Annotated in this window: 17 protein-coding genes; 4 read left to right on the top strand and 13 right to left on the bottom strand. The window is 52.1% G+C overall.

Features of this window, described 5'->3' with window-relative positions; all coding sequences use genetic code 11:
• Positions 1-15: 15 nt before the first annotated feature.
• A complete protein-coding gene (locus MHI42_RS26480; RefSeq protein ID WP_342421125.1) occupies positions 16-1,722 on the top strand; it encodes a CPBP family intramembrane glutamic endopeptidase in 1,707 nt (568 codons plus the stop codon).
• A 957-nt stretch (positions 1,723-2,679) separates the two neighbouring features.
• Here the strand turns inward: MHI42_RS26480 and MHI42_RS26475 are convergent.
• The 7 genes from MHI42_RS26475 to MHI42_RS26445 all read right to left on the bottom strand — a co-directional run bounded on the left by MHI42_RS26475 (position 2,680) and on the right by MHI42_RS26445 (position 16,540).
• The gene (locus MHI42_RS26475) at positions 2,680-4,425 is read right to left on the bottom strand and encodes a histidine kinase (RefSeq protein WP_342421124.1); all 1,746 of its coding nucleotides are present in this window, start codon (positions 4,423-4,425) and stop codon (positions 2,680-2,682) included.
• A 21-nt stretch (positions 4,426-4,446) separates the two neighbouring features.
• The gene (locus MHI42_RS26470) at positions 4,447-6,003 is read right to left on the bottom strand and encodes a helix-turn-helix domain-containing protein (RefSeq protein WP_342421123.1); all 1,557 of its coding nucleotides are present in this window, start codon (positions 6,001-6,003) and stop codon (positions 4,447-4,449) included.
• Positions 6,004-6,067: 64 nt separating this feature from the next.
• Complete coding sequence (locus MHI42_RS26465; protein WP_342421122.1) at positions 6,068-7,873, bottom strand: extracellular solute-binding protein; 1,806 nt, start codon at positions 7,871-7,873, stop codon at positions 6,068-6,070.
• A gap of 155 nt (positions 7,874-8,028) precedes the next feature.
• On the bottom strand, positions 8,029-12,600 hold the full coding sequence (locus MHI42_RS26460) for a discoidin domain-containing protein (protein ID WP_342421121.1): 4,572 nt from the start codon (positions 12,598-12,600) through the stop codon (positions 8,029-8,031).
• A 750-nt stretch (positions 12,601-13,350) separates the two neighbouring features.
• The gene (uvrC, locus tag MHI42_RS26455) at positions 13,351-15,342 is read right to left on the bottom strand and encodes an excinuclease ABC subunit UvrC (RefSeq protein WP_342421120.1); all 1,992 of its coding nucleotides are present in this window, start codon (positions 15,340-15,342) and stop codon (positions 13,351-13,353) included.
• Positions 15,343-15,521: 179 nt separating this feature from the next.
• Complete coding sequence (gene trxA, locus MHI42_RS26450; RefSeq protein WP_039306971.1) at positions 15,522-15,839, bottom strand: thioredoxin; 318 nt, start codon at positions 15,837-15,839, stop codon at positions 15,522-15,524.
• Between the two features lie 263 nt (positions 15,840-16,102).
• On the bottom strand, positions 16,103-16,540 hold the full coding sequence (locus MHI42_RS26445; protein ID WP_342421119.1) for a GNAT family N-acetyltransferase: 438 nt from the start codon (positions 16,538-16,540) through the stop codon (positions 16,103-16,105).
• 219 nt (positions 16,541-16,759) lie between these two features.
• On the opposite strand from MHI42_RS26445, the gene MHI42_RS26440 reads away from it, so the two are divergent.
• Positions 16,760-16,918, top strand: coding sequence for a YqzM family protein (locus tag MHI42_RS26440; protein ID WP_144026185.1), 159 nt, complete (start codon positions 16,760-16,762; stop codon positions 16,916-16,918).
• Positions 16,919-17,278: 360 nt separating this feature from the next.
• On the opposite strand, the gene dnaI is transcribed toward MHI42_RS26440, so the two are convergent.
• From dnaI to MHI42_RS26425, 3 genes are all read right to left on the bottom strand, one after another.
• Positions 17,279-18,235 (bottom strand): primosomal protein DnaI, encoded by a 957-nt coding sequence (dnaI, locus tag MHI42_RS26435; RefSeq protein WP_039306977.1) that lies wholly within the window; start codon positions 18,233-18,235, stop codon positions 17,279-17,281.
• A gap of 18 nt (positions 18,236-18,253) precedes the next feature.
• Positions 18,254-19,804 carry a helicase DnaB gene (locus MHI42_RS26430; RefSeq protein WP_171718356.1) on the bottom strand — a complete coding sequence of 517 codons (1,551 nt, stop codon included), beginning with the start codon at positions 19,802-19,804 and terminating at the stop codon, positions 18,254-18,256.
• Positions 19,805-20,030: 226 nt separating this feature from the next.
• Positions 20,031-20,327, bottom strand: coding sequence for a YuiB family protein (locus tag MHI42_RS26425; protein WP_039306983.1), 297 nt, complete (start codon positions 20,325-20,327; stop codon positions 20,031-20,033).
• A 279-nt stretch (positions 20,328-20,606) separates the two neighbouring features.
• Between MHI42_RS26425 and hemQ the strand changes: the two genes are divergently transcribed.
• Entirely contained in the window at positions 20,607-21,365 is a 759-nt protein-coding gene (gene hemQ, locus MHI42_RS26420) for a hydrogen peroxide-dependent heme synthase (protein WP_171718207.1), read from the top strand.
• 185 nt (positions 21,366-21,550) lie between these two features.
• Here hemQ and MHI42_RS26415 read toward each other — a convergent pair whose 3' ends face one another.
• A complete protein-coding gene (locus MHI42_RS26415) occupies positions 21,551-21,835 on the bottom strand; it encodes a hypothetical protein (RefSeq protein ID WP_340985443.1) in 285 nt (94 codons plus the stop codon).
• 1 nt (position 21,836) lies between these two features.
• A complete protein-coding gene (locus tag MHI42_RS26410) occupies positions 21,837-23,030 on the bottom strand; it encodes an NAD(P)/FAD-dependent oxidoreductase (protein WP_039306992.1) in 1,194 nt (397 codons plus the stop codon).
• A gap of 324 nt (positions 23,031-23,354) precedes the next feature.
• On the opposite strand from MHI42_RS26410, the gene MHI42_RS26405 reads away from it, so the two are divergent.
• Entirely contained in the window at positions 23,355-24,329 is a 975-nt protein-coding gene (locus MHI42_RS26405; protein ID WP_171718209.1) for an NAD(P)/FAD-dependent oxidoreductase, read from the top strand.
• A gap of 135 nt (positions 24,330-24,464) precedes the next feature.
• Here the strand turns inward: MHI42_RS26405 and sda are convergent, their stop codons facing one another.
• Entirely contained in the window at positions 24,465-24,608 is a 144-nt protein-coding gene (gene sda / locus MHI42_RS26400) for a sporulation histidine kinase inhibitor Sda (protein WP_042217282.1), read from the bottom strand.
• Between the last annotated feature and the right edge of the window lie 234 nt (positions 24,609-24,842).

Genomic DNA, 24,842 nt, shown 5'->3' with positions numbered 1-24,842 from the left:
TCAAGGAGGCGTTTCATGAATCCCGTCGGCCAGCCCCTACAGCAGCGGCCCCTTACCACCAAACTTATCCTTGCTGGAATTCTCGGACTTATTGTGTTTGTCATGTTCCAGGTCGCCCCCCAGCTCTTCCAAGGCTCCGGTGAGGACACAGCAATTATCAGCAAAAGCGAAGTACAGGACAAAGCCGCCGCATTCGCAGCACAGCAGCTCGGCCACGAAGCAGGAGTGAAGGATGAATGGACTATCCTCTATAAAACAGACTCCTCTTTCTACGGCTATATGTCCCGGGAGAAGCTACTTGAGGATTACACCAAGAACAAGCTGGACCAGCGGTACCCGTTCGATGTCTACCATGCCGCACTTTATCCTTCCGGTGAAGCGGATGCCCTGCTCTCCGTGGATATCAATATGTATACCGGTGAAGTAGTCGCCTTTGCCCGCGGAGCCGATGCCGATGCCGCAGGACTTGATTACGGGGAAAGACCGGCCAAGGTTGTAACGAGCCCTGCCGGTACTGCAATAACTGCAAGCAGTGAAGCGGGTCTTACCCTTGAGCAAAAAGAAAAGCTGGCCCGCCCGTGGCTGCAGCTATGGGGTGCAAATCCGGCGAAGCTCCAGATCGAGACGGGCAGCGATGAGTACGGGCTTGTCTACACGGAGAGCTCGGTTAAGGTCGGAGATGCGCTGCTGCATTATAACTTTAACTTCTCCGGTGAGCAGGTCTCCTATTTCCGCGCAGGATTCACTGCCCCGGCCTGGCATGATAGCTATGTTGAAGACCAGACCGCTCTTGCCAAGAAGCTCACCTTGTTCGGCTATGGTCTGCCTACACTGCTTCTGGGTATTCTTGCGCTGATCTACAGCATTCTGCGCCGGGGTCACACGTCCTGGAGGCGCGGGCTCTTCCTTAGCTCCGCCCACTTCCTGATTATGATGGTCAGCAGCTACAATGTGCTTCCCGAATCAGGCGGTGGCAGTGCCGAAGCGCGGATTACCGCTGTAGTGATGTTCATCATCTATGTTCTGTACAGCCTGCTAATGTCCTCACTGCTCTACTTCTCACTGGTTGGAGGCGACGGCCTGTGGCGCGCAGAAGAGAAGCTTAACCCCTGGCCCCGTGCCAAAGAGCCCGGTTACGGCCAGTATGTACTGGACAGTATCCGCGCCGGTTATGTATGGGCGTTCGTCCTGCTCGGCGTGCAGACCATCATGTTCATTATTCTGTCGTTCGCCTTGGATAACTGGTCCACTACGGATGCCAGCCAGTCTCCCTACAATATGAAATACGCCTGGCTGCTGCCAATTGTCGCCTGGCTTGCCGGTCTTTCTGAAGAGGCTGTCTACCGGTTGTTCGGCATCCGGATGCTCAAGAAGCTCGTGAAGAATACCTTCATCGCTGCACTGATCACTACGCTGATCTGGGCGCTCGGGCATACCCTCTATCCGATCTATCCGGTCAGTTCGCGCCCGATTGAGCTAACCGTAATCGGTTTGCTGTTCAGCTATATTTTCCTGCGCTACGGCTTCATCGCTGTGATGTTCAGCCATGTGGTGTTTGACAGCATCCTGATGGGGGCCACGCTGATCTTCATGCAGGATAAGGTGAACATCGGCGCCGGTATTGTCACGATCATCCTGCCGTTCATCGTCGGCTACATCGTGTACCGCTTCAACCCTCCGCGGGGGCCGGGGCAGGCGGAGCCGGTCCAGCCTCTGACCTAGACATAGACGGAACCGTATCGATCCGCCCTGCATATCCAAATGGGGCTGTCCCAAGCAGCCATGAATGGCTGCTTGGGACAGCTCTTTATGTTGTAGGAGCATCAACGTGGGCACTTGGGTGGACGCTCCGCGAACGGACCGTTGTTTATGCGGGATACGAAACACTTTTTCAACAAACACAAAAAAAGAAATCGCCTTTTTGGTAAAATGGAGGTACCACCCAACCATTTCAAAAGGAGCGATTTCTTTGTACATTCAATAGTCCATGGACCAACTTTGCTTGCCAATGGATCTGGAAAATGACATTCCTTTGGACCCCCTCGCTCGTGTCGTGGATGCAGCCGTCAACCGGCTGAACGACACCCTCTTTGACGCTGCCTATTCCCGGTGGCGGCCGCGACAGCTCCCCTCCTGAAAGGCTCACCATAGCCATCATCTACGCCAATCCCCAGCGCACTTATTCGTCCCGCCCAATCGTTTACAGTGCCCCGATTACGGTGTGCGGTATGCGGTATGCGGTATACGGTATACTTAATTGCACTTCGTACAACTAAATCGTCTGATTTATAACCGATTCTCCGTTTAGTTGTATTTCGTACAATTAAATGGCCATGTGAACCTTCATTTTCACCATTCTGGCAGATTTAGTTGTACAGACTACAGTTATAAGAGGCAAGCCTGCCTTTTCGCAGTTTTTAATTGCACAGTATACAACTATTAGTGAATTCCCACTTGGAACTGAATACATCAATTGCTGCATTGTTGGATGAACTCGGCGAGTCCTCCAAATCCAAATCAGTGGTGAGAAACTTGAACTTGCGACGCGGGAGCACGAAGAACGATTGCTGCAGAAGCCCAAAGATAAACCGCTGGGAGCCCTAAATAGGTGTCTCAAGTAGAAGAAATTCTACTTATGGGATAGCCCCTTCTGCTCATAATCCGGTAGGTACACCGTCTTTAGGCCTCGTCCTGCACAGATTGATACGGACGGCAGGGAAACCGGAGCCGGATCAGCGTCCCTTCACCAAGCGAGCTGTGAATGGCTACGCCATACTGCTTGCCGTACTGCAGCTGAATCCGCTGGTCCACATTGCGGATGCCATAGCCGATTCCCTGGCCCGCAGGCTCCAGAATCTGCCCGATCAGCTCTTCCTTCATCCCGAGCCCGTTATCCTCCACCTCGAAGATCATATCCGCTCCTTCCCGGTACGCCCGGATGATCAGCGAGATCTCATCATCGTACCAGGCATGCTCCAGCGCATTCTCCACAAATGGCTGCAGAATAAACTTCACGCTCTCGCTCTCCAGAACCTCCGGTGCAATATCATAAGCCACCTGGATACGGTCCACATTCTTAATCCGCTGAATATCCAGATAAGACTCGGCAATCTGCAGTTCCTGCTCCACCGGAATGATCATCTCCCCGCGGTGCAGCGTCAGCCGGTAGAACCTGGCCAGCGAACGGATGACCTCATGCAGCTTATCGATCTCCCCCAGCTTGGCCATCCGGCTGATCGAAGAGAAGGTATTATACAGGAAATGCGGATTCATCTGGGAATGCAGCACCTGCAGCTCGGTCTCTTTCTTCTCCAGGTTGACGATATAGACCTCGTCAATTAACCGCTGTATCGTTGAAGCCATGTCGTTAAAAGCACTGCCGATTTCCGCAAACTCATCATTGCCCTGCACCGGCATCCGTTTGTGGAAATCCCCTTCCTTAAAAGACTTCAGGGAAGCGATCAGCTTCTGGAAGCTCCGTGCGAAATACTGGGACATCACCAGACTGATCAGAAAGAGCAGGATCAGAGTGATCAGACAGATGCCGATGGTCACATTACGGACCTGCTGTGAATTCTTCTGCAGTGAAGAATACGGAATCCAGGCTACTACGCTGGCGGGCATATTCGTAACCGGCTGTTTAATTTGCATATAGGAATCCGGCTGCTGAATATAGCCTGAAGCAGCTGAGGGCAGCAAATCCGGTTTAACCTTGTTGCGGGAGCTTATGAAGAGCAGGCGGTTGTCATTATCCACGATGAACAGAATACTGTCCTCGCCCAGCTGTCCCGAACCGGCATCAGAGAAGATATACTTCATATTTGCCGTCATTTTGATCAGGCCGTTCAGCTGCAGTGTATCGTAATTGATCAAGGGACGCAGGTAGGAGATGCTCGCGTCCGTCCTGTCATTGCCCACCTGCCGCCATTCATAGGAGCCGTAATGCAGCTTCAGCCTTCTATACCAGTCTTCATTCTCAATACGGTCCATGTGAAATAGGGAATACTTACGGACATCGCCCGTTGCACTCTCGTTGTAATAGAATTCTCCGACATTAGGGTTGCTGACATACACGGACAGCTTAACCTCCGGGTCCGGCAGATTCGCAGCATTCTCCAGCCTCGGAAGAATATACTGCGACATGATGCTATATTTCTCCCAGCCGGAATGATAACCTGTTAAATAACGCGAGAGCGTCTGATCCGCATACAGCTCGTCGGTGCTGCGGACCACATCCTTCAGCCGGTAATCGACGTTGCTGGCAATTTGCCTGACAGCCACCTCCAGATTGCTTCTGGTGTGCTCCTCAGTGGAACGCACGGAGGAGACATAGGCGTAGCTTCCGATGCCGATAACCGGTGTCAGCACCAGCAGCAGATAGGAAATAAGCAGCTTGTAGCCCAACGGCAGGTATACGGGTTTCATACGCTTCCTCTGCATGCCGGATCAGCTCTGCTTTCTGTAATCGGCTGCGGTAATATTGAAATATTCCCGGAATTGTCTGCTGAAATAAGCGATATTCTTGTAGCCCACCTTATCAGCCACTTCGTAGATTTTGTATTGATGCTGATCAAGCAGGAGAATCGCCTTCTCCATCCGGATCCGCACAAGGTACTCATTGAAGCTCTCGCCTGTGTGCTCCTTGAACAGGACCCCGAGATGGTTCGGTGAATAGGCGAAATGGCTGGCCACCAGCCGTAAGGTAAGATTCTCCGTCAGCCGCTCCTGAATATAGACCTCAATTTGCTCCATCAGCCGGCGGTTCTTATGCTGCTTCTTCATGAACAGGATCTCGGAAATCTGGAACAGCGTATACCGCAGCCAGCGCTTAATATCATCCACCGTCTCCAGATGATGAATGGCGTCCATTTGCTGCAGACTCTCATAGGTTTCGTTCAGCGTCCCCAGATAGGCTTCGAGCCGGGTGACGATATGAATGGAGAAATGATAGACCTTCACCGGATGCTCGAACAGGGCCGCCATCTCGAACAGCTCATCGATGCAGTCGCAAATATCAGCCAGCCTGTAGCCTGCCATAGCCCCGAACATTCCCTCCAGCACGACGCTCAGCTCTTTAATATCCTGGGTCATTCCCGGCTTGTTCATTACGGGGGGAATCACTCTGTTCTTGCCGAGGAACATTTTTCCGTTCATATACGCCTTGGCCTGTGAAAAAGATGAGGTCAGCGCTTCCAGAGCAAACACCTCAGCTCCATAACTCACAGTAATAGTGTAAGCAGTGTGCCGGCGAACCTTCAGCACCAGCTGCTGAAGCCACTCCTCCAGCTCCAGACGCTGCCCGGTATACACGAAACCAAGCTGTGAACGGTTCAGCCGGCACCATTTCCCCGCACCGGCAGATTCAATCTCTGTCCCAATATATTGGAACAGCCTGTCCAGACCGGCATAGACCTCCTCCGGATGCTCCTGCACCCGCCGGAGGACATCATCTGCCTCAATCAGCACTGCGGAGGCGCTGGAGAAGGCCAGATCCAGCGGATACCGGGCCAGGAAGGCCCCCAGTGTCGCACCGTCAATACTGCCTTCCAGCAGGTGCTGCAGCACATCATTTTTGATGAAATCAAAGGACGCGATCACGCCGCCGTCTTCCGGACCTTTGCTCCGCTCAAGATTCAGTTCAGCCGTAGCGGTGCGCAGCACGCCGATGAGCTCCTCATCATCAACCGGTTTCAGAATATAGGCATGCGCCTTCAAATCAAGCGCCTGCTTCGCATAGTGAAATTCCTGGTATCCGCTGATGAACACGATCTTCAGCCCCGGATTCAGCTCCAGCGCCAGGCGGGACAGCTCCATGCCGGAAACCACGGGCATCCTGATGTCCGTGATCAGCAGATCAATCTCATGATTCTCGATATATTGAAGAGCGGCAAGCGGATTGCTCTCGCTGCAGACCACTTCAATGGCAAGCTTACTCCAGGGAATCAGGCAGCGCAGACCCTCCAAGTCATAATTTTCATCGTCCACCAAGACGGCTCTGTACATCGCAATCAGCACTCCTTCATGCGGAAAAGAGGGTACGTATCGTATCCCTCTTCTTTCCAAACGTTTAGTATTGCGGGGAATAGGCCTTGATCTTCTTAAGATTGTTCCGCCATACTCCGGTTTTCCAGGCGAGCAGCCTGTCATATCCCAAGCCCGCCGCCTCCCTGTCTGCTTCCTCCATCAGCTGCCTGACCTCTTCCCCGCTTGCCGCAAAAATCATCCGGGGGATTACCTGCGCATACTGGTCTTTCAGTCTTTGCAGAATGATTCCCTCTTCGGAGGCAGGCGCCGGATCGAGATTGGAGAATTCGGTGATGTTCATCGCCGTCCTGAACGTTACATTCGCTTGCCCGAGTGTTGTCCAGTCCCGGGCCTCCGCAGGCAGCAGCTTCTCGCGTCTGGCTTTGGCTGAATCAATATATGAGGTATTACCATACCAGTTGAATTCTCCGATCTTCAGAGCATCATACTGCTTCAAATTACGGCCAATATAGGAATCATTTGGAACCGGAATTCCATCCTCCACTTTATCATAAAACATCCCCTGCGGCCCGAAGAAAATAATACGCTGTCCCTCCGGGCTCGTCGCCCAGTTCATATAGGAGAAAATGGCCTCCGGATCTCTGGCCCCGGTTGTAATCACATTGACATTCCAGCCCAGCGTATTGTATCCGGAAGGGTATACCTTATCCGGATCCACACCTGCCCGGTGCACCGGCCAGATGATATCGTATCCGTCTTGCGGATCTTTGGCCGAGAGCTGATTATCCGCCTCGCGGCCAATCCCTTCCACGATGGCGTCATACGCGCCGAATACAGCGATCCGGCCGGTTTTGAGCTTCTCCAGCACCTGATCCCGGGTTTCGGTTAATAGATCCGGAGACGTCAGCCCTTGGCGGACCAGCCGGTTAGCCAGCAGCAGCGTCTCCAGGAAAGCCGGATCCCGGTACACAGAAGTCAATCGGGAGCCGGCGGGCACACCGAAGATTTGTCCTGAACCGGGAGAGATGAAGCTTGGTGTCCGGTTATCCGCCGCACCGCTGTACAGCATGCCGATCATCTGTATATCCGCTCCGTCCCGGGTCTCCCCGAAGTCAATCGGGACGAGTTCAGGATACTTTTGCTGCACCCGCTTCAGATAAGCCTCCAGATCATCCCATGTCTCCAGCTTAGGGGAGCCAAGTGCCCGGTAGATCTTCTTCTCAACCAGGAAACCGGCGTTACCGCTGCCGTTGCTGCCGTTAATATACCAGTTCGGAATCTGGTACAGCTTGCCGTCTTCACTGCGCAGCATGTTCAATGTATCCTCGCCTATGGTCTGGACAAGTTCAGGATATTCCGCCAGATAAGGGTCGAGTGCCACCAGCTTGCCTGCTTTTTGCAGCCGTTCCACATCCTTGCCCCGGTCCATGACCAGCACATCGGGAAGCTGATCCGAGACAATCATCGCGTTCAGCTTCTGGGCGGCAGCCCCGCTGGATTGTACCGGAGTGAGCGCAACCTTCAGATTATCGGTGATCCACCGGCTATGCGGCCTGCCCTCCCAGGTCGGCGCCGTATACCAGTCATAGTTCACAAATACGGTGAACCGGACCGGCTTCACCTTGGCAGCCAATGCTGAAAGGGCAGTGGCCGGATGATCCGCAGGCAACGTATTGCCGGGATCACCGGAACTGCCGGAATTGCTGCGATTAGCTCTATCAGCATTACCAGTCCTGTCAGTGGTATTGGCGTTACCAGTGCTACCGGCATCGGCAGTTCGGCTTGAGCTCAGTGCGTTAGGGCCGTCCTCCGAAGTGGCCTCCTGCGTTTGGAGGTCCGTTAGTTGACCGCCGTTTGAGCAGGCAGCAAGACCACCCAGAACCAGCATAACTAACAGCAATTGCAGCAATTTTCCTCCCTTCCCCCCATTGCAGGCAGCCCGGTTCTGCCTTTCCTGCAAGAACCGCAATAACATTGACCTGTGCATAATCCTCACCATTTCTTTACGTTGATGCCTCTATTCTATCGCCAATGCCGCCCTGATTAATAGACCGACATTTCCCATAAAGAATAGCCGTACTGTGTGCCCCTCTCCGTACCGTTCACCTTCACATACCGCGCGCTGACCGGGGTGAAGCTGATATCGTCCAGTTCCCCGTCTCCGGTTGCCGCCGAATAGGCCGTTGTCCAGTTCGTGCCATCTGCCGAAGTCTCAATGGTATAGGATTTGGCATATGCTCCCTCCCAGTTCAGCAGGACGCGGCTGACCGTCTGAGCAGAGCCGAGGTCAACCTGAATCCACTGCGGATCACTGAAGGCCGATTCCCAGCGGGTGCCAGGATCCCCGTCTACTGCGCCGGCAGCCGGCTGTTTCGGATTCTCCGAAGCGGTAACTGCCTTATTCAGGGCAAGGTTCACCGACGGCGGTGTTCCGCCGGTAATTACCTGCTGCACGGAGGCATCATTGTATCCAGCTGCAGTTACCGTAACCGCATAAGTCTTCGCAGTTGGGAACAGCGCGGTGTTCAGCGTAATTTTACCGGCTGTAACGGTATAATCCGCTGCCGCCGCTGTAGTTCCATCCACCTTCACCGCACTGATTGCGCCTCTCCAGGCTGCATTATCCGTGAATGTCATCTCAATCGGCTGGCCGGCTGCATTCTGCGTTGAATCGGCTGCCAGGGCAGGCGGAGCAAGCGGTGTCACGATGCCTCCGCTGCCGTACACTTCCAGTTCCCACAAAGAATACCCGTACTGTGTGCCGCGCTCCGTCCCGTTTACCTTCACATAACGTGCGCTGACCGGGTTAAAGCTGACATCGTCAAGGGTCCCGTCTCCGGTTGTTGTCGAATATGCCGTAGCCCAGTTCGTGCCGTCTGTTGATGTCTGGATCGTGTAGGATTTGGCATACGCTCCCTCCCAGTTCAGCAGGACACGGCTGACCGTCTGAGCAGAGCCGAGATCAACCTGAATCCACTGCGGATCACTGAAGGCCGATTCCCAGCGGGTGCCCGGATCTCCGTCCACTGCACCCGCAGCCGGCTGTCTCGGATTCTCCGAGGCGGTAACCGCCTTGTTCAGGGCCAAATTCGCGGAGGTTGCTCCGCCAGTGACCACTTGCTGCACTGAAGCATCGTTATAGCCCGTTGCCGACACCGTAACCGTGTATGTCTTCGCAGCAGGGAACAGCGCGGTGTTCAGCGTGATTTTACCGGCTGCCACGGTATAATTCGCTGCCGCAGCTGAGGTTCCGTCCACCTTCACCGTACTGACCGCACTTCTCCAGGCCGCATTATCTGTGAATGTCAGCTCAATCGGCTGGCCGGCTGCATTCTGCGTTGTATCCGCTGTCAGGGCAGGCGGAGTGAGCAGCGTCCCCGAATTCACCTTCGTCGGGTCAACCCTCACCAGCTTCTTGGCTTCAACTACAGCTGAGCCCGTAATTCCTCCCGCGTTGCGGAACGTAACGGTAATTGCCGCATTCGTCGGATTCCAGACCAGTGCACTATATGCCGATCCTTTCTTATACACAGTTGCACTATACCCGTTCGCCGCCCAAATGTCTTTGGTGCGTGATCCAAGAGTGGCCATGTTATGCACGAACCAGTACGTGTTGAACAATTCATTCTGCTGCGGAAGTGCCGGATTCCATTTATTCAGTACAGCCTGCGGATCGCTCAGCGCCTGAATCGGCCAGACAATATGGTACCAGTCCGTTTCCGGCCCGCCGTTATCGGCTACGAAGCCGCTGTATAATCCGGCAGCCTTAGCTGTGTCGAACCCGTAGCTGGTTAAATATTCTGCCGTAGGCAGCCAGTGAATCCCATAGACATACACCGGATTGCCGTTGAAAAAGGTTCCGAAGAAGTTTGAGCTTCCGTAAATCTGCCCGACAGATTTATGTGTATAGCCCGGGAGCCAGTTGTCCTGGTCGTAGTTGAACCAGTACTGCTGCACTGCTCTAAGCTCGGTCGTGAAGCCCATAATGGACGCATCCCGGAATGCTGTGTTGCCGGTCAGTGTGCTCCACATATACTGGCCTACCCAGCCGAACAGTGATTCCCCTGCCGCTTCCTGGTTATTGCCGCTGTCATTGTCAGCATAACCGCCGGCCCATGAATGTCCTTCATACGGGTCGAAGTTGCGGAAGTACGGATATTTCGGATCGGTCTTCGACGGATTGGCATAGTCGCGGATCAGCTCATCAACCATCCCGCTGAATTTGTTCCTGAAGTCGGTATCATAGGTAGCGAGCACGGCGGAAGCAAAGACATAATAGCCATACGTAAAGTGATGGTCTGTAATGCCGGAGTTCGCGCCGAACTCGCTGTTCTTATAGATCAGGGTGCCCCAGTCGGAATTGTAGTCAAAATAGTAGTTAACTTCTCCCGAAGTATACGTATACCAGTCTGTAAGCACCGTCTTCATCCGGGAAAGGAACAGATTCTTGTAGCTCTCGCTGCCGATTTGATCGGCGATCAGCACACCCATTGCCAGCGGATGCAGCTTCTTGCCCTGCCAGTACGCATCAGCCTGCATCAGATTGGTGGCGGTGTCCGTATCCAGCAGCGCCAGATAATTAAGCAGATCCTGTCGGGAGTAGCCGGAATCGCCGGGCTCGGTGAACTGCGGCACAATGCCGTAGAATTTATCGGCAGTGGCAAAGGAATTGCCCTCCGTAACCTTCATCGTTCCGCGGATCGACGGGAACGAGACCGCAGTCAGCGGCGTAGTAGTAACCTTCCACTGGTGGGGAAGCTGCGCCATCAGCGTTGTATTCGGAAAGCCCGAACGCTTGAGTTCTGTAGTCGCATTGAAGGTGGTCGTGACATCCGATGTGGTCTCGTTGAAGGTATAAGCCACCTTCGTATCCGTCACGAATGCATATCCGTGCTGGTAGAAGTAATTCAGATTTGCGGGTGCCGGAAGAGCCGACAAGCTCAGGTAGTTCTGGCCACCGCCCAGCTGGATTTTGAGCTTGGCGCCGACTTTCTTGAAGGTTGTGCCGGCCGGTGCATACAGTCCATAGTTTCGGGTCACCATTACGGGCGTTGGCGCGCCATTGGAATTCGTGACCGCAATGCCGATATGGTCTGCAGTAACCGTGGCGCCGTCAGCCGCCAGAATCGTATTATTGCTGTCATCGAAGAAGCGGGCCGTTGCCGGCAGGTAGACTTCAGGACTGGCCGGATCGCTGAATTGTGAATAGAGATAAGGCGAGCCTTTGACGAAGGTCGTCTTCATCTTCTCAGCAGTGCCATCGCTTAGCACGGCAGTTGCTGACCAGTCGCCGTAAGCGGTTATCCGGTTCGACATCCCTGAAGTATTAATATTGCTGGCCATCAGGAACAGATCCGGGCTGCCTGCAGCTTCCTGCGCCTTGCCGTCGGCGCTTAAGTAGCCTGCGCCAGGGTTCAGAACGCTAAGCCCCTGCTTGGTATATTTCGATTTGAGCGGAAGTGTAATAATGCCGTTGCCAAGCTGATTGATCATGATCGACTGCCACCAGTCGTTGGAAGGCAGCGGTGCAGTCAGTGCATCCGATTTATACAGCGGATATTTGGGCTGGGGAACCGAGAGGTCATTCGCGGCATAGCTACCTTGACCTACGGCCACTGTTGTCAGCGCCGGCAGTGCCGGAATGTTATAGACCGGCTTGGGATCGCCTGTCACATAATCATACGCCTGGAATTCAAAGATCGAGTAGCCGAAGGAGGTCGCTCTGCTGATGCCGTTCATCCGCAGATAGCGGCCGCTGGCATAGACCGGAAGATTAAGCGTGCCTCCGTCGCCGTGAAGCTCCCGGTAGATTGTAGTCCATGAACTGCCGTTATTCGAAACCTGAATATCATAGGTCCGGCCGGCGGCAGCCTCCCAATTGAGGATGACCCGGCCAAGCGTCCGTACGCTGCCAAGGTCCACGCTAAGCCATTCATTATCGGTAGCGTTGGAGGACCAGCGCGTGGTCAAGTTACCGTCAAACGCCAGCGCCGGCAATGTGGAGCCAGCCGGGAGATAGTCAGCCACCTGATAAGACGATGCCGTCGCCGGCTTGTTCAAGGCCACATTCGGCCCCAGCACTACCGGAGGAGGATTAACGCCCCCCGTGCCGTAAACCTCGAACTCGAAGAGGGAAATGCCGTATTGCGTCAGGCTCCGCACGGTTGCAAATACCCGCACATAGCGGCCGGTGCCGCTAAGCGTGAGATCATCCACGCCGCCATCACCCGTAGTTGTGGAATAGACATCACTCCAGTTCAATTCGTCCGCGGATACCTGGATTTTGTAGGACTTGGCATACGCCCCTTCCCAGCGGAGTACAACGCGGTCTACTGCGGCAGATGCCCCGAGATCAACATAAATCCAGTTCGGGTCTGCCCCCCATGCACTGCTCCAGCGGGAACCCGTATTGCCGTCCACGGCCAGATCCGGGGTGTTATTGCCCTCCGTGCCCGACGCATAAGCAGGGCGGTCCTGGGAGAGCAGATAAGAGCCGGCGGCATGCGCCCGGCCGGGTGGAATGACCAATGCGACACTTAACAGCATGATTATGCTCAGAAAAAAAGCGGTGCCGTTTATACCTTTCTTGCGTTTTAACCTTTTGGAATATGTCATTACCCTTAATCCTCCTCATGTCTATTGGTATGCAGCCATCCAGCTCATAGCAAATTCTTTCCCGGTGTGATCATCAGCCTCCTTTTACCTTGGTTTAAGCAGTCTACATCCCATCTATATAAGCGCTTTCATAGATTCAAGCTAAGCGTACCTTTTACCGAAACCGGTTGCAATTATACAAATCAACGATTTTATGCAGAAAGTAAGGATTAACTTATTTTCGCAGCAAAAGCCCGGTCCTTCATCATCTAACGGACAAAAATAGAGGCTACTTCTAGGGCAGCCTCCGGCGAAATAAAGAGCACCAATGCTCCTCACTTCTTTCGGGGAAGCACATTGTGTTCGATTTTTCGCATACATTTGGCCTGATAACCCTCACAGTTGCTTATTGTATTCGATTTTTCGCATACATTTGGTCCGGTTACCTTCACGGAAGCACATTGTATTCGATTTTTCACATACATTTGGTCCGGTTACCTTCACGGAAGCACATTGTGTTCGATTTTTCGCATACATTAGGCCTGATAACCCTCACGGAAGCAGATTGCTTGTATTCGGTTTTTCGCATACATTTGGTCCGGTTACCCTGAGGGAAGCACATTGTATTCGATTTTTCGCATACATTTGGTCCTCCATCGGCCCGTCTTCCGGGGGTTCAGCGGAATTCCTGACGTATAGCATAATTTCCTAAATCACCAAAAAACCGGCCCCCATGGGGCCGGCCTCTGTTTCGTTACCGTTTGAGCCTATTTATAATGACGGTTCCTCATCCTTGAGCGCATCCAGAATCTGCCGGGCCAGCTTCTCGCCAATAGACAGAACACGGAAATCTTCCACGGAAGCTTCCTTGATCTTCTTCAACGAGCCGAAATGCTTCAGCAGCGACTTCCGGCGCTTCTCCCCGATTCCCGGAACCGAATCCAGCTTCGAGGTGACCATCGATTTGCCGCGCTGTTCGCGGTGGAACGTAATTGCGAACCGGTGAACCTCATCCTGAATCCGCTGCAGGAGATAGAACTCCTGGCTGTCCCGGGCCAGCGACACCGGTTCGGCGGAATCCCCGACCAGCAGCTGCGCCGTTCTGTGCTTATCATCCTTGACGATACCGCAGACCGGAATGAACAGACCCAGCTCATTCTGCAGAATATCGATCGCCGAGGAGATCTGCCCTTTGCCTCCGTCGACCACGATCAGGTCAGGCTTCGGCAGATTCTCCTTGAGCACCCGTTCATACCGGCGGCGGATGACCTCACGCATCGTCTCATAATCATCCGGCCCCTGCACAGTGCGGACCTTATATTTACGGTACTCTTTGCGGGCTGGCTTGCCGTCAATGAACACAACCATGGCCGAGACCGGATTCGTCCCCTGGATATTCGAGTTATCGAAAGCTTCAATCCGGTTAAGCGATTCAAGTCCCAGGCTCTGTCCCAGACTGCTCGCCGCACCGGAGGTGCGCTCCTCATCCCGCTCAATCAGACGGAACTTCTCATCCAGCGCCACCCGGCTGTTCTGGCAGGCCATGCCGACCATCTGCTTCTTGAGCCCGCGCTGCGGCACAAGTACTTTGATGCCCAGCCATTCCTGCAGGGCTGCCGCTCCTCCGGCCGCGTCCACGGTTCCTTCAGCAGCCGCTTCCTGTTCCGCCTGCTCCTGCGGCGGCGCTGCAACCTCCGCCCTATCCTCCGCCTCCAGCGCTGCCTGCATTTCCCGGCTGCCCAGCATGCCTGCAGCAGTCTGCAAGCCCGTTACCGCAGCACCTGTACCGGTCTCTGGCGTTAGCGCTTTGACAGCTCCGTCACTCAGCATATCCGGCAGCAGGATCTCCTGCGGCAATGCCGGGTTATCGCTGTAATACTGCGTCACATAGGACATGAAATCACTGTACGCTTCCCCGTAGAACGGAAAAGCCGACGAGTGGCGCTGAATCATTTTCCCCTGCCGCATATACAGGATTTGCACACACATCCAGCCCTTATCTACTGCATAGCCGAAGACGTCCCGGTCCTTGGTATCAACCGTGTTGATCTTCTGCTTCTCCATCAGGGCATCGATGTGAATAATCTGATCCCGCAGCTCCTTGGCCCGCTCGAAATACAGCTCTTCTGCGGCTTCCTGCATTTTCTTCTGCAGATCCTTCTTCACGGCATCATGCCCCCCGTTCAGGAAGGACGAAATGCTCTGCGTAATCTCCTCGTAAGCAGACTTCGGCACTTCCTTCTCGCAGGGAGCCAGACACTGGCCCATGTGATAATACAGGCAGACCTCCTTCGGCATCACCCCGCACTTGCGCAGCGGATACATCCGGTCCAGCAGCTTCTTGGTCTGCTGTGCCGCATAGCTATTCGGATACGGGCCGAAATATTTAGCTTTATCTTTCAGCACCCGCCGCGTGACCTCAAGGCGCGGATGCGTTTCATTCGTTATTTTTAAATACGGAAAAGTCTTATCATCCTTCAGCAGCACGTTGTAACGCGGCATATGCTTCTTGATCAGATTGCACTCCAGAATGAGTGCTTCCATATTGCTCGATGTGACGATATATTCGAAATCAACAATATTGGCGACAAGCCGCTGCGTCTTGCCGTTGTGGCTGCCGGTGAAATAAGAGCGCACGCGGTTCTTCAGCACCTTGGCCTTGCCCACATAAATAATCGTACCCTCATCATTCTTCATCAGATAGCAGCCGGGCAGATCAGGCAGCAGCGCCAGTTTGTTGCGGATATTATCCATATAATCCATGAGTTCTCCCCCACCTGTTACTACACTGTTATAAGGTAAGTTTAGAATAGAATGTACTACAGATTCAAGCCTTATTATAGAACACCCGTTTCTATTTGACACACAAAGCGCCTTCGGATGACCGAAGGCGCTTTGTGTGAAGGGGCCGCGAGGCCCCCGGATACATCGGAATTAATCTTTTATTGATGTTTTGCTACGATATTCTTAAGGGAATCCTTGGAGTTCAGTCCTACGACTTTGTCCACGGGTTGGCCGTCTTTGAAGAAGATCAGAGTAGGAATACTCATCACTCCAAAACGGGAAGCCGTCTCAGGATTCTCATCTACATTCAATTTAGCAATTTTTACGCCGTCTCCCAGCTCGGTGGACAATTCCTCCAGAATAGGGGCAAGCATTTTGCAAGGGCCGCACCAAGGTGCCCAGAAGTCTACTACTACAGTACCTTGACCTTCCACTTCATTAACGAAGGATTGGTCAGACACGTTCACGATAGCCATGATATTGTTCCTCCTCAAAGTTTTGTGAGCATCCGCTTCCTGAAACAGTATTGTTCAAAATACTTGGAAGCCTAAGCTTAGCTGTACGAAATAAGATCCGCTTCTATAGCGTGAGCCAAGGCGGCGAAAATTACTCCGAGAATATAGCGGGATAAAATGCTTCATGTAATATGATAACCAGATTACCATTTAGCGACACATCCACAGTATAACATAAATACAATGCATTTAATATAGGTTTCATAAAATTATATTGTATAAAATCAAATTAGCCTAAGGTTTAACTTCATCGTCCGGGAGGTTCCGGATATCCCGAAATATTCGAATCCAAGCTTGTCATATAAGCGGACGGCCGCCTGATTCTCCGGATCTACACTAAGAGAAACCGATGGGTATCCATCGGATACGGCTTGCTGGATGATGGCCTCCATTAGTCTGATTCCCAAGCCCCGCTTTCTATAGCCGGGCCGTATAGCGACACCTAATTCCGGGGTTTCAGCATCCACGAATCCATAGCCTTGGTTCGTCTCATCAAACAGTCTGTACCAGGCAGCACCTGCGGGCTGATTGTCAATCAGAGCGATTAGCGCCCTATCACCTTCTTTTCCCCAATTCTCGTTGTACTTCACGATATCCGGTGAACTCAGCAGCTCACTCCTGGAGGGCTTCCCTTGTACTATATTGATTGACTCATAATGCATATCCATTAGAAAATCGTATTCCTGCGGTTCCATAGGTCTAATACTTATCATCGAATCACCTCTTTGCATCTCATACAAGGCTAGGCGCTGATCTTATCTTTACATCTTCCCGGCAAGTTCGTATACTTGAAGAAAGCGCATTAATTGTCAATGACTTCTCTCACATGTATAACTGTAACTTACTTTGCACAGTCATGCAACAGCAAGGAGGAAGAAACGATGGATGTCAACGCGCAAGTCCGTGACCCGCGGGAGCATGTCAACGAAGAGCCCCGTAATGACCTTGGCGACCTAATGGCCGGTTTTTTTGGAATGACAGGATTTATGACCGTAGTTTTCTTCGGGATGGTTATCATCAAGTTCATTATGTCCGAATAAAGCTGCAGGCAGCAGAGCAACACCGAAGTTTACGCAAAAGCTAGATGCATACGGAGAACTCATACCAAACAGCGGCGGGGCCAGGGACTTCAATGTCCGGGCCCCGCCGCTGTTTGTGTGCGGCAGAGCGGCACTGATTTGAATCGTTGAGTAACGCAAAATCCTGCACCAAATACAACATTTTCTTCGCTTAAGCAGCCCAAATCGATGGACACCCCATTTCTTATGCTCCCAAGTTGCATTCCTTACAACATTTAGGCCTCTTAAGCAACAAAAGACGGACCACTCATAACCTCCGTAGCCAGCTAAGCGGCGGGATTATAAATGATCCGTCCAGTAATATATATCATGCAGCGGAATTTATCTTACCGTACCCCGCTGATTGTCCCCATGGAGCGGAATAACATCCACAAACGGGGCGATCCGGTCCATCAGCCGCTGGCCTTTGTAGACCTCTTCGCCATCCTTGCTGGTCATGCTTAGATGCTTCTCCAGCCCATCCAGCGGATAGTTCGAGGTGTAGAAGGTCGGCTTGCGGTTCATCCGGTAATTCAGGATCGCACCCAGCACATGGTCACGGGCCCAGGGATTCAGGTTCTCGGCACCGATATCGTCAAAAATGAGCAGATCGCAGTTTTTCATTGTATCTACCATTTCCTTAAGCTTCTGGTTGTCCATCATAATTAACTTCAATTCTTCAATGAAGTCCGGCATGTATACAATCACGCCGCTGTGACCGGCAATCGCAAGCTCATGGAGCAGATAGCACATCAGGAAGGTCTTGCCTGTCCCGAAGCTGCCCTGCAGATAGATCCCGCGCGAAGTCAGGCCCTCGGCCCGCACAGTCGCAATGTAATCAAATATCCGGTTCACGGCACTGGCCCGCCGGGGGTCCTTGCCCATAATGTCCATCTCATCATATCCGCCGTTCAGCACCCGTTCATCCACATAGAAGCTGCGGATCCGCTTGCGGATGTTATCCTGGTTATCCTGCGCGATCTTCAGCTTGCAGGGTGTCTTGCGCTCATACAGATCAGGTATCCCGTTAACAGTCTCCACCGTAAGCTTGCTGTAGTGTCCCTGGAAATCATTCGGACAGTTCTCAAGGCCTGGGCAGTTCTTGCAGTGGCGGTCCTCCTCGACATACTGGTAGAGCCGGCTTAAGTGCAGCCTCAGCCTTGACTCATCCAGCTCGGGATGATCAGCCTGAAGCTGCTTGACCAGGGGATTATTAAACAGTCCCTGCTCCAGATCACGGGAGCGCTGGCGCAGAGCGGAATTGTTCATCGAACGCAGCACTTCGCCCATAGACTCCATCGCCGCACCTCGCTTTCTTTAGGGCGTTCTCAGGACGCCCTTTTTCTTACTGGCCTTAATCTCGGCCGCTTTCTTCATCATCGCCGCGAATTCCTCATCCGATACGGTCCCGGCACTGCCGTCATCCAGCACAATCGGGATCTCCGGCTTGCCGGAACGTCCGGTGTTCTTCGTATATGAACGCTGGCGTGTCCCCGCCGCGGCCGTGCCGGCAGAGCCGGAAGCCGCTCCTTTGCCCTTCACCTTGGACTGGTCGCGGATATAACGCACAGCCTTCTCGTAAGTATTCACCTGCTTGACCAGCATGTTGGAGGCAATGGCCTCCACGAAATTGCGGTTCATCCGCTGGTCGCCGCCGGAGGCCACCATGGTCATCAAATAGTGAATCAGTACATTGATGACTTCACCGTTAAGCTTGTAATTCAAATCGATCTTCTCGAAGATATCCATCAGCTGGCCCGGAACAGCCCCGGGGAAAAACGTCTGCAGCAGACGTGTATAAGGTTCGTTGCGCAGCATCATATTATATTGGTGAATGTCGCATTTGGACATAAATTGCGGAGGCACTTCTACATAGAATTCCATTTCGACAGACTGCTCCACCGGCGCACCGGAAGGATCACTCTCATCAGCGGCAGCAGAGCGCAGCGATACCACCTTGGCAGCGGCGATCTCACGTTTCTCCTGGCGCTTCATATCCTGGCGGAAATGCTGGCTGGCCTTGTACTGCAGTGTATCCAGAATCACCTCGCCATCCGGCGTGAAGACATCGTCCTCGTCCAGCAGGCGGCATAGATCCTGCGGGCCAAGCTCGTACTTGCGGGCCACATAATTAATAACGCCCATCTGGTTATGATCGAAACGCAGCTTCTCCACATGCGCACGGTTGACCGACTCACGCGGGAACCGCAGAATGATGTCGCTGTAGCCGATATTCGGCTCACCATCGTCAACTGTTCCCGGCTGACGCACGGTAGCCACCTCGGCCAGCGCCTGCTCCAGTTCGTAATCAATGACATGTGTATTGAGCTCAAAAATATCATAAAAGGGCAGCGAAATATTTTCTTTACCGACCGACCGCCGGCTCCATTCTTCCGGTTCCCGGTTCCAGAACTGCTCGCGCAGCGACAATACGGCAAATTTGCCGATCTTATCCCTGAGCAGCAGCGTTAAATGCTGGGTCGCAAAAAATTCCGACGGCGACAATGGCGGCATTAATTCGTACTCGTACATATAATCATCGTTCTCCGCGGCATAAATCCGGCAGGTCTGCAGCAGCCCCACCGCTTCTAGCCGTGAAGCCTGGTCAACTAAATATTTGCGGCCCTTCTCATTAGGCTCCACGCCCAGGGTCATAAAGAGCCTGCGCTGCTGCTCCACACCGGAGTACCCGATGGATTCAGCCGGAATATGCTCGAACAGCAGTCTGTACAGGCTGATGGCAAAAGCACCGACCATCGGCTGATAGACCGAACCGAGCATTCGTCCATCCACATGGCTTAGACCGAATTCGCGGGAAACGCAGTACCGATGATGTTCGGTGAAATGATGCAGGTTGCTCATACGCATCTGCGGAAAACCTCCCCCTCTTCTATACGAATTCATATAGATTTCTATTCTATCACAAAACACCCGGCCGGAAATGTAAAAAAAGGCCCAAAAAAGCTGCTTTTCCCCCTATTATCGACAGCTTTGTAACACTTGCTGATTCTAGCGGAAAAGATAAGAAAAAACGGCTTCCCCTTAGTTTTGAAGGAGATCAGCCGTTTGTTGTCTTGCCTGCTCTGCACATTCCTCAGAACATTTTGTATCCGCCCAGCCGCAGCTTCTGAATGGTCCAGCCGCTCAGTACAGCACCGGCAAGTCCGGCTATACCGGTCAGATAGTCGACTACATGAAAGGTAGAGAGATGCTCCCATAACGACATGGAGCTCCGGTCCCAGATGGAGTAGACCACTACGGGAAGAATAACGATTACGAACAGGTATGCGGGAAACCAGGTAGTCTTCATTAACATGTTAAGGATAAAGCCAATGCCAAACATCATGACAAAGAACAAAACGGCCAGAACAAACACTGGAATAAATCCCATCGTACCGCCATCCCCTCTCTCTATAAAGAACCGCACACCAAACCTTATTTAATAGTAAGTTTACTAGAAAAAATGTAGCGAAGCAATGAACATTATCGTCCAGTGGTTTGCGATCAGCGCAAATGGCCGCTGTAGAGTTTGCTCTTGGCCGTTCGCATGCGATACAATGCAAATAGCAAATGGAAACGGCTGCAGCGTCTTCATAAGAACGGTGCACGTTTCTTTTCGGAAATATGTTTGTACATATTAAACGTATGCAAATTTTAAAGGAGTGAGAACATGAACGAAGCCGCTTTGACACTGGAAGGCTGGTATGCCCTGCATGACTTCCGCTCTCTCAATTGGACTGCCTGGACGGCAGCCGATGATGAAGAACGCGCCGTTGCCCTGGAGGAGCTGCATGCTTTCATGCAGGAATGGGGGCCCGTGGAAGAAGCCAAGGAAGGCAGCTCCACCGTGTATTCCATCGTTGGCCAGAAAGCTGATTTCGTGATGATGTTTCTGCGGGAAAGCCTGGAAGCATTGAATGCGCTTGAGACTGCTTTTAACAAAATTGCCTTTGCCCAATATACTACCAAAGCCTATTCATATGTAAGTATTGTTGAACTCAGCAACTATGCCGCAGGAGGAACTGCGGGAGACGGCAGCGATCCGATGCTGAATCCGCATGTTGCCGCCCGGCTGAAGCCTATTCTGCCGCAAGCGAAGCATATCTGCTTCTATCCGATGAACAAGAAACGCGAGCTTGCGGACAACTGGTACATGCTCGACATGGACAAACGCCGTGAGCTGATGCATTCCCATGGCCTGATCGGCCGCGGATATGCCGGCAAGGTGAAGCAGATCATCTCCGGCTCCGTCGGATTCGATGACTGGGAATGGGGCGTGACCCTGTTCGCTGAAGATGCCCTGCAGTTCAAGAAGCTGGTCTATGAGATGCGCTTTGATGAAGTGAGTGCCCGCTACGGCGAGTTCGGTCCCTTCTATGTCGGCAATCTGCTGACTGAGGAATCGTTCGAAGAGATGCTGAAGCTCTAAAACAGAGAATAACCAACAGTATTTAAAGGGAAGTCTTCCTTACAGGAAAGCTTCCCTTTATTGGACTTTTGCTATAGTAACAAGAAACTTGCTTATGACGCTGCTGTCCAATATACGCAAATAGACCGCCCCCTCGCGAAGGTATGCGGTCTATTTGTCGTGTCATATTCACAAATCTATATCCTTCAATCGGACGGATTCTTACCATCAGCCTCTTCGTCCTCATCATCCTCGTCCCCATCCCGCAGACTCTCCAGATATTCAGCCGTCGCCCGGTCACGCGCGCGGCCCTTATCCTTCAGGCGCTCTATGGCCGGGAGAATGAGAATGTCGATTTCCTTCTGGATATTGTAAGCCAGATCATATCGTGTCTGATCCTCAAGATAGGAACCAACCTCAATTAGAGCATTGTAGCGGTCCAGCTCCTCACGCGTGAGCAGTCCGCGAACTTGTACGCTGCAATGGCGCATCTTAGAGGAATCTTCCCTTCTTGAGTACCAGCGGAATGCCGCCGATAATGAGCAGGTAGCGCATGTCTACAACCTTCTTCAGCTGCGCCGCTGTCCAGCCCTTATAGGTCTTATCGCCCACTACTGCAATCCCCTGGCCTTTGCCCAGCGAGGCTACGGTGCCCTTGTTGCTGAACGCAAACTTCTTCGGCTGCTGGCTGCGGATGGCCGCTACAAGATTATGCGCACAGCATTCTCCCTGCTGCATAGCAATCTGTGCCGTTGGAGGGTAAGGACGCCCTTCCGGATTAATCATAAGGGAACCGTCACCAATGATGAAGATATTCTCATGTCCTGGAGCACGCAGGTATTCGTCTACCTTCACACGTCCGCGCATGGCTTCGAAGCCGGCAGCTTCAATCAGACGGTTGCCGCGGATACCGCCGGTCCATACGATCGTGGAAGCTTTGATTTCTTCACCGGTTGCAAGGATGACACCGCCAGGCAGGCATTCCTTGATCGCCACGCCGAACTTGAAGGTTACCCCCTTCTTCGTAAGCACTGTCATGGCATGCTCGACAAGCTCCGGAGCAAAGCCAGGCAGCGCTGTAGGAGCAGCTTCAACATTATAGATGTTGACCATACTTGGATCGACATCATATTCTTTGCAGAGCGCCGGAATCCGGTCTGCCAGTTCAGCCACAAACTCAATGCCGCTGAAGCCCGCGCCGCCGACAACAAAGTTGATATGCTCTTGTGCATTATTCTCATTCTTGTATTTGGCAAATTGATACTCAATATGTTCACGGATCAGCCGCACGGAGTTAATACTGCGGATGGTCAGCGCATATTTGTCGAGTCCCGGGATTCCGAAGGTCTCAGGCTCGCCGCCAAGTGCGATTACGAGATAATCATACGAGAGGGTTCCGTCTTCCAGAATAACCTTCTTCTGCTGGGTACGGATCTCCTGTACGGAAGATTTAACAAGATCAATTTTGAATTCATCGATAAGCTTGGAGATGGATACGCGGGTATGCTCGATGCTGTCCGTTCCGGCTGCTGGCATATGCAGATGGGTCGTGAAATAATGATACTCATGGCGGTTCACCAGGGTTACATCCGCTTCATTATAATTCAAAGCTTTCTGCAGCCGCTGGGCGGTCAAGATACCTCCATATCCCGCGCCTAGGATAACAATTTTGGGAATACTGCTCATGTTCCGGCTCCTTCCAACAGGTGAATCTGTCTATGTGTTATTTTTTGTAAAAAAATTAGGTTTCTTTTGTGAATTTATACACTTAAATTCAGAAGAATTTCCAATTAAACTTAAAGGATTTCTAAAATAACCATATCCATTGTAAACCTTAGTATCGTTTTAATCAAATACAATCATACAACAAAATGTCACATTTTTCAGTGAAATCAAAGGCTTTGCAGCGGGGTGCCACAATGTTTATAATGAGTAGGTACGCAAGTATGGCAATTTGAAACTATCAACTCGGAGGTGTAATATTACGTGACACTAGAGCAATCCGTTCCTATGAGTGATCTCATCATCATAGGCGGGGGACCAGCCGGTATGTTTGCCGCTTTTTACGGCGGTATGCGCCAGGCTTCGGTAACACTTATTGAAAGTATGCCCCAATTGGGGGGGCAGCTTGCTGCTCTTTATCCCGAAAAATATATTTACGACGTAGCCGGTTTTCCCAAGATCACCGGACAGGAGCTGGTGGATAACCTTTCACGGCAGATGGAGCTCTTCCAGTCTGATATCCGTCTGGAGGAGAAGGTTGTATCTGTTGTGAAGCAGGACGAGCGCCACTTCATCGTCACCACCGATAAAGCTGAATATCACAGCAAAGCTATTATTGTCACAGCAGGTGTAGGCGCATTCGAGCCGCGGCGCCTGGAAGTACCTGATGCGCAGCGTTTCGAGAAAGCCAATCTGCATTATTTTGTAAGCGATCTGAATGCATATAAAGACAAGAAAGTGCTGATCAGCGGCGGCGGCGATTCTGCCGTAGACTGGGCACTTATGCTTGAGCCTATCGCGGAGCAGGTAACTCTGATTCACCGCCGGGATAAATTCCGCGCGCATGAGCACAGTGTCGAGAATCTGATGGCCTCCAAGGTTAATGTTATTACGCCATCCGAGATCACTGAGCTGCATGGTGAAGAGTTCATCACCAAGGTAACCCTGTCTCATATCAAGACCAAAGAAACGCAGGAAATCGAAGTAGACAGTGTCATTGTCAATTTCGGCTTTGTTTCCTCACTGGGACCGATTGCGGAATGGGGAATTGAAATCGACGGTAACTCTATTGTGGTTGACTCCCGCATGGAGACCAGCATTCCGGGTATCTTCGCCGCAGGCGATATCACCACGTATCCGGGCAAGCTGAAGCTGATTGCTGTAGGCTTCGGAGAAGCGCCGACTGCTGTGAATAACGCCAAGGTATATATTGATCCGGAAGCGAAGCTGTCCCCGGGACACAGCAGTAATCTCAAACTCTAGGATTGCGTATAACCTAAAACCTACAATAAAAGGGTATCCTTTCAGGTTGATTCCACCTCAACTTGAAAAGATACCCTATTCTGTGTTACTTGCGGTTTGATTAATTCTGGGTGCTGTAAAGGTATGCTCTGATCTTTAGTGAAGAACCGCATGAACTGGAGAGTGTAAGTTCCGTTTGCGAATTTCAGCGAGTAGCAGAGCGATGAAATCATGCTCCAATTGCAGCTCTATCGCTCTATGATAAGAGTCCAGCAGCATCTCATCCGACAATTCAACCATAACGTTCACCTACCTTTCCTTTATTTGGATCTGAATCTATCATAGCAAACTATCATTATTCGAACAAGCGTTCTCATTATCCACAAGCTACTGTGGAGATCCTGTGCATAATATGTTAGTAAGGGTTGTAATGTCAGGTACTGCACGGTGGACTATGGGGATAATAGTTATGCACAGGGCAGATATCCCGCTTATCCTTAAAAATAATTTTTAGAATGTTCATAATTGGCTGGG

The sequence above is a fragment of the Paenibacillus sp. FSL E2-0178 genome (assembly GCF_038593005.1).
GTDB lineage: Bacteria > Bacillota > Bacilli > Paenibacillales > Paenibacillaceae > Paenibacillus_AQ > Paenibacillus_AQ phytohabitans.
Note: the sequence above shows the minus strand (reverse complement) of the source record. Positions and strands in the feature narration are given on the sequence as shown.